The following is a 14,697-nucleotide window of genomic DNA, read 5'->3' on the forward strand; positions in this document are numbered from 1 at the left end:
CTTATTTCTCACTGTCCACTAAACCACGCACAAACGCGCGCTGCATGGCTAAAACGATAACGACCGGGGGGATAAGGGTGAGCAGCATCGCCGCCATTACCTGGTTCCAGAGGGTGGTGCCTTCGCCGGTGGCGATCATGCCCTTAATGCCCGCTACGGCGGTGCCGAGGTTGACGTCCTGAATAATCAGCAGCGGCCACAGGTACTGGTTCCAGCCGTAGATAAAGGTGATCACAAACAGTGCCGCAAGGTTGGTTTTCGACAGCGGCAGCACGATGTCGCGGAAGAAGCGCATCGGGGAGGCACCGTCGATGCGCGCGGCTTCAATCAGCTCGTCCGGCAGGGTCATAAAGAACTGGCGGAACAGGAAGGTGGCGGTCGCCGAGGCCATCAGCGGCAGGGTTAAGCCCGCGTAGCTGTCGAGCATCTTCAGGTTGGCGATCACTTCCACCGTCGGGAAGATACGCACTTCCACCGGCAGCATCAGGGTGATGAAGATCATCCAGAAGAACAGGTTACGCAGCGGAAAGCGGAACCAGACGATGGCGAAGGCCGACAGCATCGACACCGTAATTTTGCCAACGGTGATGCCGAACGCCATGATGAAGCTGTTGAGCATCATCAGCCAGAACGGCGCGCTGTTGGCGCCCACGCCCTGGGTCCAGATGGTTTTCATGTTCTCGAAGAGATGCCCGCCTGGGATCAGCGTCATCGGCGTGTCGAACACCGCTTTGGTGTCCAGCGTGGCGGCGACAAACGCCACGTACAGCGGGAACAGGATGACGATAATCCCTAAAATCAGCATGGTATGGCTGAAAATCGTCAGCCCGCGACGGTTCTCAATCATTGGTAGCGCACCTTACTTTCAACATAGCGGAACTGCACCACCGTGAGGATGATGACGAGGAACATCAGCACGACGGACTGGGCGGCAGAAGCGGAGAGATCCAGCCCCGCAAAGCCTTCGCGGTAGATTTTGTAAATCAGCGTGGTGGTCGCCTGCACCGGGCCGCCTGCGGTAGCCGCATCGATCACCGGGAAGGTATCGAAGAAGGCGTACACGAGGTTTACCACCAGCAGGAAGAAGCTCACCGGGGCAATCAGCGGCAGCGACAGCCTGAAAAAGCGACGAACTGACCCTGCGCCGTCAATCGCCGCGGCCTCCACCAGCGAGCGCGGAATGGACTGCAGCGCGGCAAAGAAGAACAGGAAGTTGTAGCTGATCTGCTTCCACACCGAGGCGAACACCACCAGGAACATCGCCTGACCGCTGTTCTGGGCGTGGTTCCACTCAACGCCAAACTCTGCCAGGAAGTGGGTAATCAGCCCGCGCCCCGGGTTAAACAGGAAGATCCACAGCACGGCGGCGACGGCTGGCGCCACGGCGTAAGGCAGCAGCATCAGGGTCTGGTACAGACGGCTGCCGCGCACCACGTAATCTACCAGCGCGGCGAAGAACAGCGACGCGACCAGCCCGCTGACGGTCACCAGCGCGCTGAACTCCATCGTCGTCCAGAAGGAGTCCAGGTAGTAGCTGTCGTGGAACAGCGCGGTGAAGTTGTCCAGCCCGACAAACTGGCTGGAGAGACCGAACGGATCGACGCTTTGTACCGAGTACCACAGCGCTTCGCCCGCAGGCCAGATAAAGAAGATAACGGTGATGACCAGCTGCGGCGCGACCAGCAGATACGGCAGCCAGCGGGAACGGAACACCGGACGGGATGAGGACATAGGTTTGCTCTGTAGGTATACCCCCCTCACCCCGGCCCTCTCCCCAAAGGGGCGAGGGTGTAATCGTCCCCTCTCCCCTTTGGGGAGAGGGTTAGGGTGAGGGGATTAGTTTGAATTACGACTTCGTCGACTGCTCAAAGCGGCGCAGCAGCTGATTCCCGCGCTCTACCGCAGAGTCCAGCGCCTGCTGAGGCGTTTTCTTCCCGGTCCAGACGCTTTCCAGCTCTTCATCCACGATGGTGCGGATCTGCGGCATGTTGCCCAGACGCAGGCCTTTGGTGAACGGCAGCGGCGGCTTGTTCAGCATCTGACGCGTCGCGATATCTGCCCCTGGGTTCTTGCTGTAGAAGCCCTGCTCGCGGGTCAGGTCATACGCGGCTTTGGTGATCGGCAGGTAGCCGGTTTTCTGATGCCATTCGGCGGCATTTTCAGGCTTGGCCAGGAAGTCGAGAAACTCGGCGACGCCTTTGTAGGTGCCCTTGTCTTTGCCCTGCATCACCCACAGGCTCGCCCCGCCGATGATGGCGTTCTGCGGCGCGCCCTTCACGTCGGCGTCGTATGGCATCATGCCCACGCCGTAGTTGAATTTGGCGTAGTGACGGATGTCCGCCAGCGAGCCGGACGAGGCGGTCGTAATGGCGCAGTCGCCGTTGTAGAACTTCTCGGTGGATTCGTCCTTACGCCCGAAGTAGCTGAAGTCGCCCTTCTTGTTCAGAGCTTCCAGCAGCGCAATGTGCTTCACCTGCTCCGGCTTGTTGAACTCCAGTACCGCGTCGGTGCCGTCGAAGCCGTTGTTTTTGGTCGCAACCGGCAGGCCGTGCCAGGCGCTGAAGTTTTCAATCTGGATCCAGCCCTGCCAGCCGCTGGCGTAGCCGCACTTCATGCCTGCCGCTTTCAGCTTTGCGGTGTATTCGGCCAGGTCCTGCCAGGTTTTTGGCGGCTGCTCCGGATCTAAGCCGGCTTTTTTGAAGGCGTCTTTGTTGTAGTACAGCACCGGCGTGGAGCTGTTAAACGGCTGGGACAGCAGGTGGCCAGTTTTGGAATCGGTGTAGTAACCCGCGACGGTCGGCACGAATTGCGACTCGTCGAAGTTGATGCCCGCCTCTTTGAACACTTCATACACCGGCTTGATGGCTTTGGAGGCCATCATGGTGGCGGTGCCCACTTCATAAACCTGTAACAGCGCCGGCGCGTTGCCAGTACGGAAGGCGGCGATGCCCGCACTCAGGCTCTGCTCGTAGTTACCTTTGTACACCGGCACAATTTTGTAATCCGGGTGGGTGTCGTTGAAACGCTGCGCCAGGGAGTCAACCTCTTTACCCAACTCCCCTTCCATGGAATGCCAGAACGGAATGGTGGTCACAGCCATTGCGTTCGTCGCAAAAGCCAGACCCAGTCCCAGACCCAAAGCTGTGTGTCGTAACGATGTCATTGTCATCTCTCTTATTGTGCCGGATGCGCGATATCACGCGTTTTATGCTCGCGAGGTAACATGACATGCTCGAATGACAGAAAAATAACTGTTTGCTTACAGATAAGTGACAGCCAGGCGTCAGGGGGATGATGGTTGTGTGAAGGGGGTTTTGGTTGGGTGCGGTTGGGTGCCCTCACCCCAGCCCTCTGCCACAGGGAGAGGGAGCAAACACTAAAAAAGGCAACTTTCGTTGCCTTTTTGTTTTTACCTATCCGCCCAAATACGCGCTCCGCACCGCTTCGTTCGCCAGCAGCGCATCGCCGGTATCCTCCAGCACCACGCGGCCGTTCTCCAGCACGTAACCGCGGTCAGCGAGCTTCAGCGCCTGGTTGGCGTTCTGTTCGACGAGGAAGATAGTCATCCCCTCTTTACGCAGCTGCTCGATGGTGTCGAAGATCTGCTGGATGATGATCGGCGCCAGGCCGAGCGACGGTTCATCCAGCAGCAGCAGGCGCGGCTGGCTCATCAGCGCGCGGCCAATCGCCAACATCTGCTGCTCACCGCCGGACATGGTGCCGGCGCGCTGGATGCGGCGCTCCCACAGGCGCGGGAAGAGTTCGTATACCCATTTTATGCGGGTCTGGTATTCATCCCGGTGAGCAAAGAAGCCGCCCATCGCCAGGTTCTCTTCCACCGTCATGCGGGAGAAGACGCGGCGCCCTTCCGGGACAATCGCCACCGCCTCGCGCATGATTTTTGCGGTCTGCCAGTCGGTAATGTCTTTATCATCAAACACAATCCGCCCGCTGGTGGCGCGCGGGTCGCCGCACAGGGTGCCGAGCAGCGTGGTTTTGCCCGCGCCGTTGGCACCAATCAGGGTGACGATTTCACCCTGGTTGATGTGCAGGCTGACGTCGTGCAGCGCCTGGATCTTGCCGTAGTGCGCGTTGACCTTGTCGAACGTTAACATCGCTTTTTCCATCTTATGCCTCACCAAGGTATGCGCGGATCACGTCCGGGTTATTGCGGATCTCTTCCGGCGTACCGTTCGCCAGCGGCGTACCCTGGTTTACCACGTAGATACGGTCCGAAATACCCATCACCAGCTTCATGTCGTGTTCAATCAGCAGGATAGTGGTGTCGTGACTATCGCGCAGCTCGGCAATCAGCTCGTCCAGCTCTTTGGTCTCTTTCGGGTTGAGGCCCGCCGCCGGTTCGTCGAGCATCAGGATTTCCGGCTGGGTCACCATGCAGCGCACAATCTCCAGGCGACGCTGGTCGCCGTAGGCCAGGTTGCTCGCCTGACGGTTGGCGTGCTGCAGCAGGCCGATGCGGTCGAGCCAGGTGGCGGCGCGGTCGAGCGCCTCCTCCTGCGTGCGGCGGAAGGCCGGGGTTTTCAGCAAGCCGGAGAACAGGCCGGTTTTCAGCTGCTGATGCTGAGCCACCAGCAGGTTCTCAATCACCGTCATCTCGCGGAACAGACGCACGTGCTGGAAGGTACGCACCACGCCCATGCGGGCAATCTGCTGGCCCGGCAGCCCCTCAAGATGCTGGTCGCGCAGCATGATGGTGCCGCCGGTCGGCTTGTAGAAGCCGGTCAGGCAGTTAAAGACCGTGGTTTTCCCCGCCCCGTTCGGGCCAATCAGGGAGACAATCTCTTTCTTGTGCAGATCCAGATTCACGTTGTTGACCGCCAGCAGGCCGCCAAAACGCATCATCAGACCGTTAACCGATAATAATGGCTGACTCATGCCTGCTCTCCTTTCGCTTCCGCACTCTTAAGCTTCAGCTGTGGACGCGTCATCGGCAGCAGACCCTGCGGACGCCAGATCATCATCAGCACCATCAAACCACCCAGCATCAGCATGCTGTATTCGTTAAAGTCGCGCATCAGCTCGCGCGAAACCACCAGCAGGATAGCCGCCAGGATAACGGCGAACTGCGATCCCATCCCGCCCAGCACCACAATCGCCAGCACAAAGGCGGATTCGGCAAAGGTGAACGATTCCGGGCTGACGAAGCCCTGACGCGCGGCAAACAGCGTTCCGGCGAAACCGGCAAACGCGGCGCTGATGGTGAACGCGGTCAGCTTGATGCGGGTCGGGTTCAGGCCCAGCGAGCGGCAGGCGATTTCATCTTCACGCAGCGCTTCCCACGCCCGACCCAGCGGCATGCGCAGCAGGCGGTTGATCACGAACAGGGTAATCACCACCAGCAGCAGTGCCACCAGGTAGAGCCAGATCACGCGGTCAGATGGGTCATATTTGATGCCGAAGAAGTTGCTGAAGGTATCCCAGCCGCCTTCGCGGGCGGTACGGCTGAACTCCAGGCCGAAGAAGGTCGGCTTCGGGATCTGGCTGATGCCGTTCGGGCCGCCGGTCACTTCGGTGTTGTTGAGCAGCAGGATACGGACGATTTCGCCGAAGCCCAGGGTCACAATCGCCAGGTAGTCACCGCGCAGGCGCAGCACCGGGAAGCCGAGCAGGAAGCCCGCGGCGGCAGAGACCAGCCCCGCCAGCGGCAGGCAGGTCCAGAAGCCGAGGCCATAGTAGTGGTTTAGCAGCGCGAAGGTGTAGGCGCCGATGGCGTAGAAGCCGCCGTAGCCCAGCACCAGCAGACCAGACAGCCCTACTACCACGTTCAGACCCAGGCCGAGGATCACGTAAATCATGGTCAGGGTGGCGATATCCACCGTGCCGCGCGACACCATAAACGGCCACGCCACGGCGGCCACCAGCAGCGCCACGAGGAACAGCTTCTGCTTAACGGTAGAACCGTCGATCGCCGGCAGGACGAATTTCGGTCCGGAGACATTTTTCAGCGTCTTCTGGAACAGCGGACGCAGCAGCTGGAACAGGAACACCACGGCGGTGCCGATAAAGACCCACTGCCAGCGAATATCAGCTGCAGTATCGACAACGAGCTTGGTGCCATTCAGCTCAAGCTGGACGCCCATAAAGACGCTGGCCAGCACGAAGAACATGGCGGCAGAGAGCAGCGCCATTGCAAAATGCATCGGTTTCATACTTTCTCTACCTCCGGACGGCCCAGAATACCGGTAGGCATAACCAGCAGAACCAGAATCAGCAGGGCAAACGACACCACGTCTTTATATTCCGTACTCAGGTACGCCGAGGAGAGCGCTTCCGCCACGCCCAGGATCAGGCCGCCGATCATCGCGCCCGGAATGCTGCCGATGCCGCCCAGTACCGCCGCGGTGAAGGCTTTCATCCCGGCCATAAAGCCGATGTACGGGTTGATTACGCCGTAGAACTGGCCGAGCAGCACACCTGCGACGGCAGCCATCGCCGCGCCAATCACGAAGGTCAGAGCGATCACGCGGTCGGTGTTGATGCCGAGCAGGCTCGCCATCTTCAGGTCTTCCGCGCACGCGCGGCAGGCGCGTCCCATGCGGGAGTAGCGAATGAACAGCGTCAGGGCGAGCATGGCGACAAAGGTCACGACCCAGATCACCAGCTGCATAGTGGTAATAGAGGCAGAGAAGTTTTCGCTGGCGCCCACAATCCACTGGCCGTTAAACAGGCTTGGCAGCGCCACGTCGCGCGAACCTTCGGTCAGGCTGACGTAGTTTTGCAGGAAGATGGACATCCCGATGGCGGAGATCAGGGCAATCAGGCGCTTGGAGCTGCGCACTGGCCGGTAGGCCACGCGCTCAATGCTCCAGCCGTAGGCGCTGGCAATCACAATCGCGCCGACAAACCCGGCGGCGACCAGCAGCCAGCTGCTGTCGATGCCCATCATCATCAGCGCGGCGATAATCATAAAGGAGACGTAGCTACCGATCATGTACACCTCGCCGTGGGCGAAGTTGATCATGCCGATAATGCCGTAAACCATCGTGTAGCCGATGGCGATCAGCGCGTAGGTGCTTCCCAGCGTGACGCCGTTAAACATCTGCTGCAGGAAATAGAGAAACTGCTCGGACATATGCAAACCTTTTTATACCCGCCCGGTGAGCCGGGCGGTGGGATAATTATTTGGCGACCGAGGACGAACCGTCGGCGTGCCACTTAAAGACACCAAACTCAAATCCCTTCAGATCGCCTTTCTCATCCCAGTTCAGCGGCCCAATCACGGTGTTCGCCCCGTGCGCTTTTAAATCTTTCACCAGATCCAGCGGCTCTTTGCTGCCGGTACGCTCCAGCGCGGTTGCCAGAGACTGCACGGCCGCGTAGGTGATCCAGACGTATGGACCGCTCGGATCCTTCTTCTGCGCCTTGAGCGCATCCACGATAGCCTTGTTGGCCGGATCCTGGTCATAGCGTTTTGGCATCGTCACCAGCATCCCTTCGGCAGAATCCCCCGCGATGTTTGACAGGGAGGCGTTGCCCACGCCCTCTGGCCCCATAAACTGGGTTTTCAGACCGGTGGCGCGCGCCTGGCGCAGCATTTGACCCATTTCCGGGTAGTAGCCGCCGTAGTAGACGAAGTCGATGTTCTCTTTTTGCAGACGGGCGATCAGCGCGGAGAAGTCTTTCTCGCCGGCGGTAATGCCGTCGAAGAAGACGATGTTCGCGCCGCCTTTTTTCAGGCCGTCCTGCACGGAACGCGCCAGGCCCTCGCCGTACTGCTGTTTGTCATGAATGATGGCAATACGCTTTGGCTTAACGGTGTCGAGGATGTATTTCGCTGCGGTTGGCCCCTGCGAGGAGTCCAAACCGGCGGTACGCATGATGTGCTGATAGCCGCGCTGGGTCAGCTCCGGGTTGGTGGCACCCGGAGTGATCATCAAAATACCTTCGTCTTCGTAGATATCGGACGCGGGCTGGGTGGAGGATGAGCACAGGTGGCCGATGACGTACTGGATGCCGTCGTTGACGATTTTGTTGGCGACCGCAACGGCCTGTTTCGGATCGCAGGCGTCGTCATACTCCACGCCCACCAGCTTGTCGCCCTTGATGCCGCCTTTGGCGTTGATGTCTTTGATGGCCTGACGCGCGCCGTTAAACTCCATGTCACCCCACTGGGCAACAGGGCCGGACATCGCACCGACTACCGCCACTTTAATCTCTTCCGCCATGGCCGCATGCGAGATCGCCAGTGCAACCATTCCCGCGATAAATGTCTTCGCGTTCCTTTTCATCTCAGAATCCCCATTCGTGATGTCGTGTTTATATTTTGTTTTATTATGGTTAAAAAGCATTCTGTACTTTTAATGAACAACGCTATTTTTACCAGTGCCTTTAATGGTTTAGCGCAGTTTTTTGTCAAAAACCAGACTAAAATCTCTATTTTTCAGGCTATTAAGGAAAGATAATATTCTGAAATCAGGCAGAGATAAACAAATAAAAGTGCAGTTTGCAGCATAAAATAACGGTACAAAGCGCCGAATAAATCGCTGCCATTCAGGTTAAAATTCTGCTTATTTTTCGATTCATGTGTTTTCAAACTGCCCATTGCATTGCTAAAAAACTAATCACCTGGTTAATGAGAATAAAAAGAGGAAGCCGCTGAGTGAATAAATTGAGTACACTGCCTCTACTCAATTTGATTTGGACAAGCTGCTAATGAAACTGACTATCGTGCGTCTGGTGACCTTTAGCGACCAGGATCATATCGACCTGGGCAAGATCTGGCCGGAATATTCCCCTTCGTCGCTGCATGTTGACGAGAACCACCGCATTTATGCCGCGCGCTTCAACGAGCGCCTGCTGGCCGCGGTTCGCGTGACCCTGAGCGGCACGGAGGGAGCGCTGGACTCGCTGCGCGTGCGTGACGTGACCCGTCGTCGCGGTGTGGGACAGTATTTAATTGAAGAAGTGATCCGCGAAAACCCGAACGTGAACTCATGGTGGATGGCCGACGTGGGCGTGGAAGACCGCGGCGTGATGGCGGCATTTATGCAGGCGTTAGGGTTTACGGCGCAGGAGAGCGGGTGGGAGAAGCGTTTGGGGTGATTTGTGCGGGGTGATGTGTGCGGTGCGGCCTGATGCCCTCACCCCGGCCCTCTCCCACGGGGAGAGGGTGCAAACACTAAAATGGCAACCTTACGGTTACCATTTGCTTTTATTTTGCGTCAGTAGCAGTACCGTTAGCATGCCAGTCAAACACGCCGAATTCGAAGCCCTTCAGGTCGCCCTTCGCGTCCCAGGACAGCGGCCCCATGACGGTTTCGACCGTGTTCGCTTTCAGCCAGGTGGCAATCTCAGCCGGATCGGCTGACTGGTTCAGACCCGCCTGCAGAGACTGCAGCGCAGCGTAGGTGGTCCAGACGAACGCGCCGCTTGGATCCTGTTTCTTCGCCTTGATGGCATCTACGATAGGTTTGTTCGCAGGGACCTGGTCGTAGTTCTTCGGCTTGGTCACCAGCAGACCTTCAGCAGATTCACCCGCGATGTTAGACAGGGAAACGTTCGCCACGCCTTCCGGTCCCATGAACTGGGTTTTCAGACCCGCCGCACGCGCCTGACGCAGGATCTGGCCCATTTCCGGGTGGTAGCCGCCGTAGTAAACGAAATCGATATTCTCTTTCTTCAGACGCGCCACCAGCGTGGAGAAGTCTTTCTCACCGGCGGTGATCCCGTCAAAGAAGACCACGTTGGCATTGCCTTTCTTCAGACCGTCCTGCACCGCACGGGCCAGACCTTCGCCATATTGCTGTTTGTCGTGAACAATCGCGATACGCTGCGGCTTCACTTTATCCAGAATGTACTTAGCCGCCGTTGGGCCCTGATCGGAGTCCAGACCGGTGGTGCGCAGGGTCAGCTTATAGCCGCGCGCGGTCAGCTCTGGTGCAGTTGCGGCCGGGGTGATCATCAGAATGCCTTCGTCTTCGTAGATGTCAGACGCTGGCTGAGTGGAAGAGGAGCACAGGTGACCGATAACGTATTTGATCCCGTCGTTGACCACTTTGTTCGCCACCGCGACCGCTTGCTTCGGGTCACAGGCATCATCGTATTTTACGATCTGCAGTTTTTCGCCCTTGATGCCGCCCTTGGCATTAATGTCTGCAACCGCCTGTTCAGCGCCCGTAAATTCCTGGTCGCCGTACTGTGCTACCGGACCGGACATTGCGCCCACCACGGCCACTTTAATATCTGCCTGCGCCATGGTGCTGAATGCCAACGCGATACATCCTGCCAGTAACGCTTTACCCTTCATGTTCATCCTGAGATTCCCCATTATTATGGTTATTACGATTGTTGTGATGTTGTTGTGCAGCGCTTTATTTCAGTTATTGGTGTGCTGTTCGCGCTTTTTCAGCATACTCTGCTAAAACATACCCCATTTTTATGATTTTGGAATAGCTAATTTGAAATGAAAATATGATAAGCCCGACAGGATTTAACGCCGGGCTGGCGGCTTTAACGTGTCAGCGACGCGAAGATAATGTCCAGCGCTTTACGGAACTGCGCTTCGGGGATGGTAAGCGGATAAAGGAAGCGGATCACGTTGCCGTAAACGCCGCAGCTCAGGAGCAGCAGCCCTTCGTTCAACGCGCGTTCCTGCACCTGCCGGGTGAATTCCGGCGACGGTTGTCCGGATTGCGGATCGTTAAACTCTACCGCCACCATCGAGCCCTGGGCACGGATGTCGGCGATGAACGGGCAGTGTTCCTTCGCTTTGTTGAGCACTTCTACCAGATGATGGCCGAGATGCGCCGAGCGCGTGCAGAGATCTTCCTCGTCAATCACGTCCAGCACCGCGTGGGCCGCGGCAATCGCCAGCGGGTTACCCGCGTAGGTACCGCCCAGTCCGCCAGGCGCGGGCGCGTCCATCACCTCGGCGCGGCCCGATACCGCTGAGAGCGGCATCCCGCCCGCGAGGCTTTTCGCCATGGTGATCAGGTCCGGCTTCACGCAGTGGTGCTCCATCGAGAACAGCTTGCCGGTGCGGGCGAAGCCGCTTTGCACCTCGTCGGCAATCAGCAAGATACCGTGGGTATCGCACAGGGCGCGCAGAGCCTGCATAAAATCAGCGGGCGCGATGTTGAAACCGCCCTCCCCCTGAACCGGTTCGAGAATAATGGCCGCCACCTGGTCTGGGGCGATATCCGCTTTAAAGATGCGTTCCAGGCTTTTTAATGCTTCCGCCGTGCTGACGCCGTGCAGTTCGTTCGGATACTGCGCGTGATACACAGAGCCGGGGAACGGGCCGAAGCCCAGCTTGTACGGCGCGACCTTACCGGTCAGCGCCATGGTCATAAAGGTACGCCCGTGGAACGCGCCGCCAAAGGCGATCAGGCCTGGGCGTCTGGTGTACGCGCGGGCAATTTTGACCGCGTTTTCGACCGCTTCAGCGCCCGTGGAGAAGAAGGCGGTTTTGGCAGGGCCGTCAATCGGCACGCGCTGGTTGATGCGCTCGGCAAGCGCGACATAGCCTTCGTACGGCACAATCTGGTAGGCCGTGTGGGTAAACGCGTGGAGCTGTTTTTCGATAGCGGAGATGACTTTGGGATGGCGATGGCCGGTATTCAGCACCGCGATCCCGGCGGCGAAGTCGATGTACTCATTCCCTTCCACGTCCCACACCGTGGCGTTTTCGGCTTTGTCGGCATAGAAGTTACACATCACGCCGATGCCGCGCGGCGTCGCCTGTAAACGCCGGTCGTTCAGTTCGGTATTTTTCACCCTGTCCCCCTGAGAAAGTCGCCTGCTTAGCGCATCAGTAAGTGTTTGCCAGGGAGAGGGAATTCGCCAGAGCGGGCGCTAAAAAAACAAAACCCCCGGACTCGCATCCAGGGGTTCTCGGTGTACTTCGCGGTAATTACGCTTCGATAGCGGCGCGAAGTTTTTTCATGGCGTTCTTCTCAAGCTGACGGACACGTTCCGCAGAAACGCCGTAGCGGTCGGCCAGCTCCTGCAGCGTGGACTTGTTGTCTTCATCCAGCCAGCGGGCGCGGATAATGTCCTGGCTACGTTCGTCGAGACCTTCCATCGCATGGGTCAGCTTGTTCGCGGCCTGATCTTCCCAGTTGTCCTCTTCAATGCCGTCGGCAAAGTTAGAGGTTTTATCCTGCAGATACAGAACCGGGGCCATCGGCTGGCTGTCAGATGCGTCGTCGTCGGAGGACATATCAAAGGTCATGTCCTGCGCGGCCATACGGGATTCCATCTCACGGACGTCTTTACTGGATACACCCAGCTCGCGCGCCACCATTTCCACTTCATCCTGATTGAACCAGCCCAGACGCTGCTTGGTTTTACGCAGGTTGAAGAACAGCTTACGTTGCGCTTTTGTCGTGGCGACCTTCACGATACGCCAGTTGCGCAGCACGTATTCATGAATTTCTGCTTTGATCCAGTGCACGGCGAAGGAGACCAGTCGCACGCCCACTTCCGGGTTAAAGCGACGTACAGCCTTCATCAGGCCGATGTTACCTTCCTGAATCAAGTCCGCCTGCGGCAGGCCATAGCCCGCATAGTTACGAGCAATGTGAACAACAAAGCGCAGGTGAGACAGGATCAGCTTTTTCGCTGCTTCCAGATCGCCCTGGTAATGCAGCTTTTCAGCAAGCTCCTTTTCTTCCTCGGCCGTTAACATCGGCCAGGTGTTCGCAGCCCGGATGTAAGATTCCAGGTTACCAACAGGGGCTAAAGCTAAAGTTTGCATTTCTTTGGTCATTCATTCCTCTCAATGTTTCTTCTGGTCCAGGCTGTCCCCGTCAGGCAACAACCATGCCAAAGCGTTTGAGCAACGAGATTAGCATTCACTCTTTTATCAGACAGTGATTTTATCCACAAGTTCCAGGTGCAACGGTGAATAAATTACGCACAAAATGTGACATGGAGATGATAACAGGGGAAGAGACAACAGGGACGCTTTCCCTGCAGAGCGAACATCTCGGTGCAGGGAAAGATTATATCACGCTTTTATTAGTCGGGAGTAAAGTGGCGTAAATGTTGAACCGTTGCCAGCCATGCGGCAATCCAGCCGATCATGGAGCACACCAGCAGCAACAGCAGGCACTCATCGAAGCCTAACCCACTGATATCAAACTTAGTTCCGAAAACCTGCGCCACTTCAGTGACGGCAGACGAAAGCCGCATCACCAAAATTTCTGACAATATCAGTGAAAGAAATGCGCCGGAGAAACCGAGCAGTGCGCCACCGTAAAGGAACGGGCGCAGGATGAAACCATCCGTTGCGCCAATCAGTTTCTGAACGTTGATGGTATCGCGGCGCGCGAAGATGCTCAGACGCACGCTGTTACCGATGACGAGGAACACCGCCGCCACCATCAGCACGCCGATCATCGCCGACACGCGTCCCACCAGCCCGGTCAGCGCCGCAAGACGGGCGAACCAGCTGTCGTCCATGCGCACTTCATCGATCCCGTTGATGCGGGTGATGCGGTCGCGCAGGGTATTCAGCGAATCGGTTCCCTGGAAATCAAGCTTCGGGATCACCACCGCCACGGCGGGCAGCGGGTTCTCTTCGAGCATATCCAGCGCGCCGCCAAAGCCTGACCAGTTACGGAATTCGCCCAGCGCTTCTTCACGGGAGAGATAATTGACCTTTTCCACGCCCTGCTCGGCCTGGATTTGCCCGACCACCTGCGCCGCCGCGTTATCGTCGAGCGCTTTATCCAGATAAACGGTGATCTGCGGTGACGGATAATACTGCGACGCCGCCTGGTTGACGTTCTTATAGACCATGTAGCAGACGCTTGGCAGCGTCAGGGAGATGGCGATCACCATCACCGTCAGGAACGTCGCCAGCGGCTTGCTTTTCAGGTCCTGCAGCGCGCCGTGGAAGGCGTAGCGCACCTGCTCGTTAAACACGTTGGTCTTGCGGGAAGCCGGCTTCGGCGCCGCTTTCTGGCGCTTAGGCGCATTACGATTGCCGTCACCGCCGCCCTGCGGCTTACGGAAACGGTCAAACCGGTTCCCGAACTGCCGAATCTGGTTCATTGCATCACGCTTGTTCACCGTGGCCTCCGTGCAAATGCCCGTCGCTCAGGGTCAGCATGCGGTACGAACGTCGGGAAATCAGCCCCATATCGTGCGTCGCCATCAGTACCGTTACCCCTACGCGGTTGAATTCCTCAAACAGACGCAAAATCCCTTCGGACAGGGCATCGTCCAGGTTACCGGTCGGTTCATCCGCCAGCAGTACGGCAGGCTTGTTCACCACCGCGCGGGCGATGCCCACGCGCTGCTGTTCACCGCCGGAGAGCTGGATCGGGAAGTTTTTCGCTTTGTCCAGCAGCCCGACCTTGTCCAGCGCCGCAGAGACGCGACGGCGGATATCGTCATAGCTGGCGCCGGCAATAATCAGCGGGATCGCCACGTTATCGAAAACGGTGCGATCCATCAGCAGGTGGTGGTCCTGGAAAATCATGCCGATCTGACGACGCAGAAACGGCACTTCACGGTTTTTCAGACGGCTAATTTCGTGGCCGCTGAACCAGATTTTCCCGGCGCTTGGCCGTTCGATCCCACAGATAAGCTTGAGCAGGGTACTTTTCCCCGCGCCGGAATGGCCGGTCAGGAATGCCATCTCGCCTGGCTGCAGGTGGAACGTCACCCCCTGCAGCGCTTGTCTCCCACCGAGATAGGCCTTGCTGACGTGTTCAAAGCGAATCATTG

The 14,697-nt window shown here is 57.9% G+C and carries 14 protein-coding genes; 1 reads left to right on the top strand and 13 read right to left on the bottom strand.

The window, feature by feature from the left end; translation table 11 throughout:
• Position 1 precedes the first annotated feature (1 nt).
• The 8 genes from ugpE to livK all read right to left on the bottom strand — a co-directional run bounded on the left by ugpE (position 2) and on the right by livK (position 8,249).
• Positions 2 to 847, bottom strand: a complete 846-nt coding sequence (gene ugpE, locus OSH03_RS19785; protein ID WP_028015153.1) for a sn-glycerol-3-phosphate ABC transporter permease UgpE — start codon at positions 845 to 847, stop codon at positions 2 to 4.
• Positions 844 to 1,731 carry a sn-glycerol-3-phosphate ABC transporter permease UgpA gene (gene ugpA, locus OSH03_RS19790; protein ID WP_266179885.1) on the bottom strand — a complete coding sequence of 296 codons (888 nt, stop codon included), beginning with the start codon at positions 1,729 to 1,731 and terminating at the stop codon, positions 844 to 846. The genes ugpE and ugpA overlap by 4 nt, the downstream gene beginning before the upstream one ends.
• 115 nt (positions 1,732 to 1,846) lie before the next feature.
• On the bottom strand, positions 1,847 to 3,163 hold the full coding sequence (gene ugpB, locus OSH03_RS19795; protein WP_266179886.1) for a sn-glycerol-3-phosphate ABC transporter substrate-binding protein UgpB: 1,317 nt from the start codon (positions 3,161 to 3,163) through the stop codon (positions 1,847 to 1,849).
• 250 nt (positions 3,164 to 3,413) lie between these two features.
• The gene (livF, locus tag OSH03_RS19800; RefSeq protein WP_061099567.1) at positions 3,414 to 4,127 is read right to left on the bottom strand and encodes a high-affinity branched-chain amino acid ABC transporter ATP-binding protein LivF; all 714 of its coding nucleotides are present in this window, start codon (positions 4,125 to 4,127) and stop codon (positions 3,414 to 3,416) included.
• Between the two features lies 1 nt (position 4,128).
• Positions 4,129 to 4,896 (bottom strand): high-affinity branched-chain amino acid ABC transporter ATP-binding protein LivG, encoded by a 768-nt coding sequence (livG, locus tag OSH03_RS19805; RefSeq protein WP_061099568.1) that lies wholly within the window; start codon positions 4,894 to 4,896, stop codon positions 4,129 to 4,131.
• A complete protein-coding gene (locus OSH03_RS19810) occupies positions 4,893 to 6,170 on the bottom strand; it encodes a high-affinity branched-chain amino acid ABC transporter permease LivM (protein ID WP_061099569.1) in 1,278 nt (425 codons plus the stop codon). Before OSH03_RS19810 ends, livG begins: the two co-directional genes overlap by 4 nt.
• The gene (livH, locus tag OSH03_RS19815; protein WP_028015147.1) at positions 6,167 to 7,093 is read right to left on the bottom strand and encodes a high-affinity branched-chain amino acid ABC transporter permease LivH; all 927 of its coding nucleotides are present in this window, start codon (positions 7,091 to 7,093) and stop codon (positions 6,167 to 6,169) included. Before livH ends, OSH03_RS19810 begins: the two co-directional genes overlap by 4 nt.
• 46 nt (positions 7,094 to 7,139) lie before the next feature.
• Positions 7,140 to 8,249: a high-affinity branched-chain amino acid ABC transporter substrate-binding protein LivK gene (livK, locus tag OSH03_RS19820; RefSeq protein ID WP_266179888.1), complete on the bottom strand. Its 1,110-nt coding sequence runs from the start codon at positions 8,247 to 8,249 to the stop codon at positions 7,140 to 7,142.
• Positions 8,250 to 8,673: 424 nt separating this feature from the next.
• On the opposite strand from livK, the gene panM reads away from it, so the two are divergent.
• The gene (gene panM, locus OSH03_RS19825) at positions 8,674 to 9,063 is read left to right on the top strand and encodes an aspartate 1-decarboxylase autocleavage activator PanM (RefSeq protein WP_028015145.1); all 390 of its coding nucleotides are present in this window, start codon (positions 8,674 to 8,676) and stop codon (positions 9,061 to 9,063) included.
• Between the two features lie 109 nt (positions 9,064 to 9,172).
• Here panM and livJ read toward each other — a convergent pair whose 3' ends face one another.
• The 5 genes from livJ to ftsE form a co-directional block, all read right to left on the bottom strand.
• Positions 9,173 to 10,273, bottom strand: a complete 1,101-nt coding sequence (livJ, locus tag OSH03_RS19830) for a branched chain amino acid ABC transporter substrate-binding protein LivJ (protein ID WP_151412697.1) — start codon at positions 10,271 to 10,273, stop codon at positions 9,173 to 9,175.
• Positions 10,274 to 10,470: 197 nt separating this feature from the next.
• Positions 10,471 to 11,736, bottom strand: a complete 1,266-nt coding sequence (locus OSH03_RS19835) for a 4-aminobutyrate--2-oxoglutarate transaminase (protein ID WP_253540351.1) — start codon at positions 11,734 to 11,736, stop codon at positions 10,471 to 10,473.
• A gap of 136 nt (positions 11,737 to 11,872) precedes the next feature.
• Positions 11,873 to 12,730, bottom strand: a complete 858-nt coding sequence (rpoH, locus tag OSH03_RS19840; RefSeq protein ID WP_028015143.1) for an RNA polymerase sigma factor RpoH — start codon at positions 12,728 to 12,730, stop codon at positions 11,873 to 11,875.
• 251 nt (positions 12,731 to 12,981) lie between these two features.
• Positions 12,982 to 14,037 carry a permease-like cell division protein FtsX gene (gene ftsX, locus OSH03_RS19845; protein ID WP_028015142.1) on the bottom strand — a complete coding sequence of 352 codons (1,056 nt, stop codon included), beginning with the start codon at positions 14,035 to 14,037 and terminating at the stop codon, positions 12,982 to 12,984.
• The gene (gene ftsE / locus OSH03_RS19850; protein ID WP_003861525.1) at positions 14,024 to 14,695 is read right to left on the bottom strand and encodes a cell division ATP-binding protein FtsE; all 672 of its coding nucleotides are present in this window, start codon (positions 14,693 to 14,695) and stop codon (positions 14,024 to 14,026) included. Before ftsE ends, ftsX begins: the two co-directional genes overlap by 14 nt.
• Positions 14,696 to 14,697: the final 2 nt, after the last annotated feature.

The sequence above is a fragment of the Enterobacter nematophilus genome (assembly GCF_026344075.1).
GTDB lineage: Bacteria > Pseudomonadota > Gammaproteobacteria > Enterobacterales > Enterobacteriaceae > Enterobacter > Enterobacter nematophilus.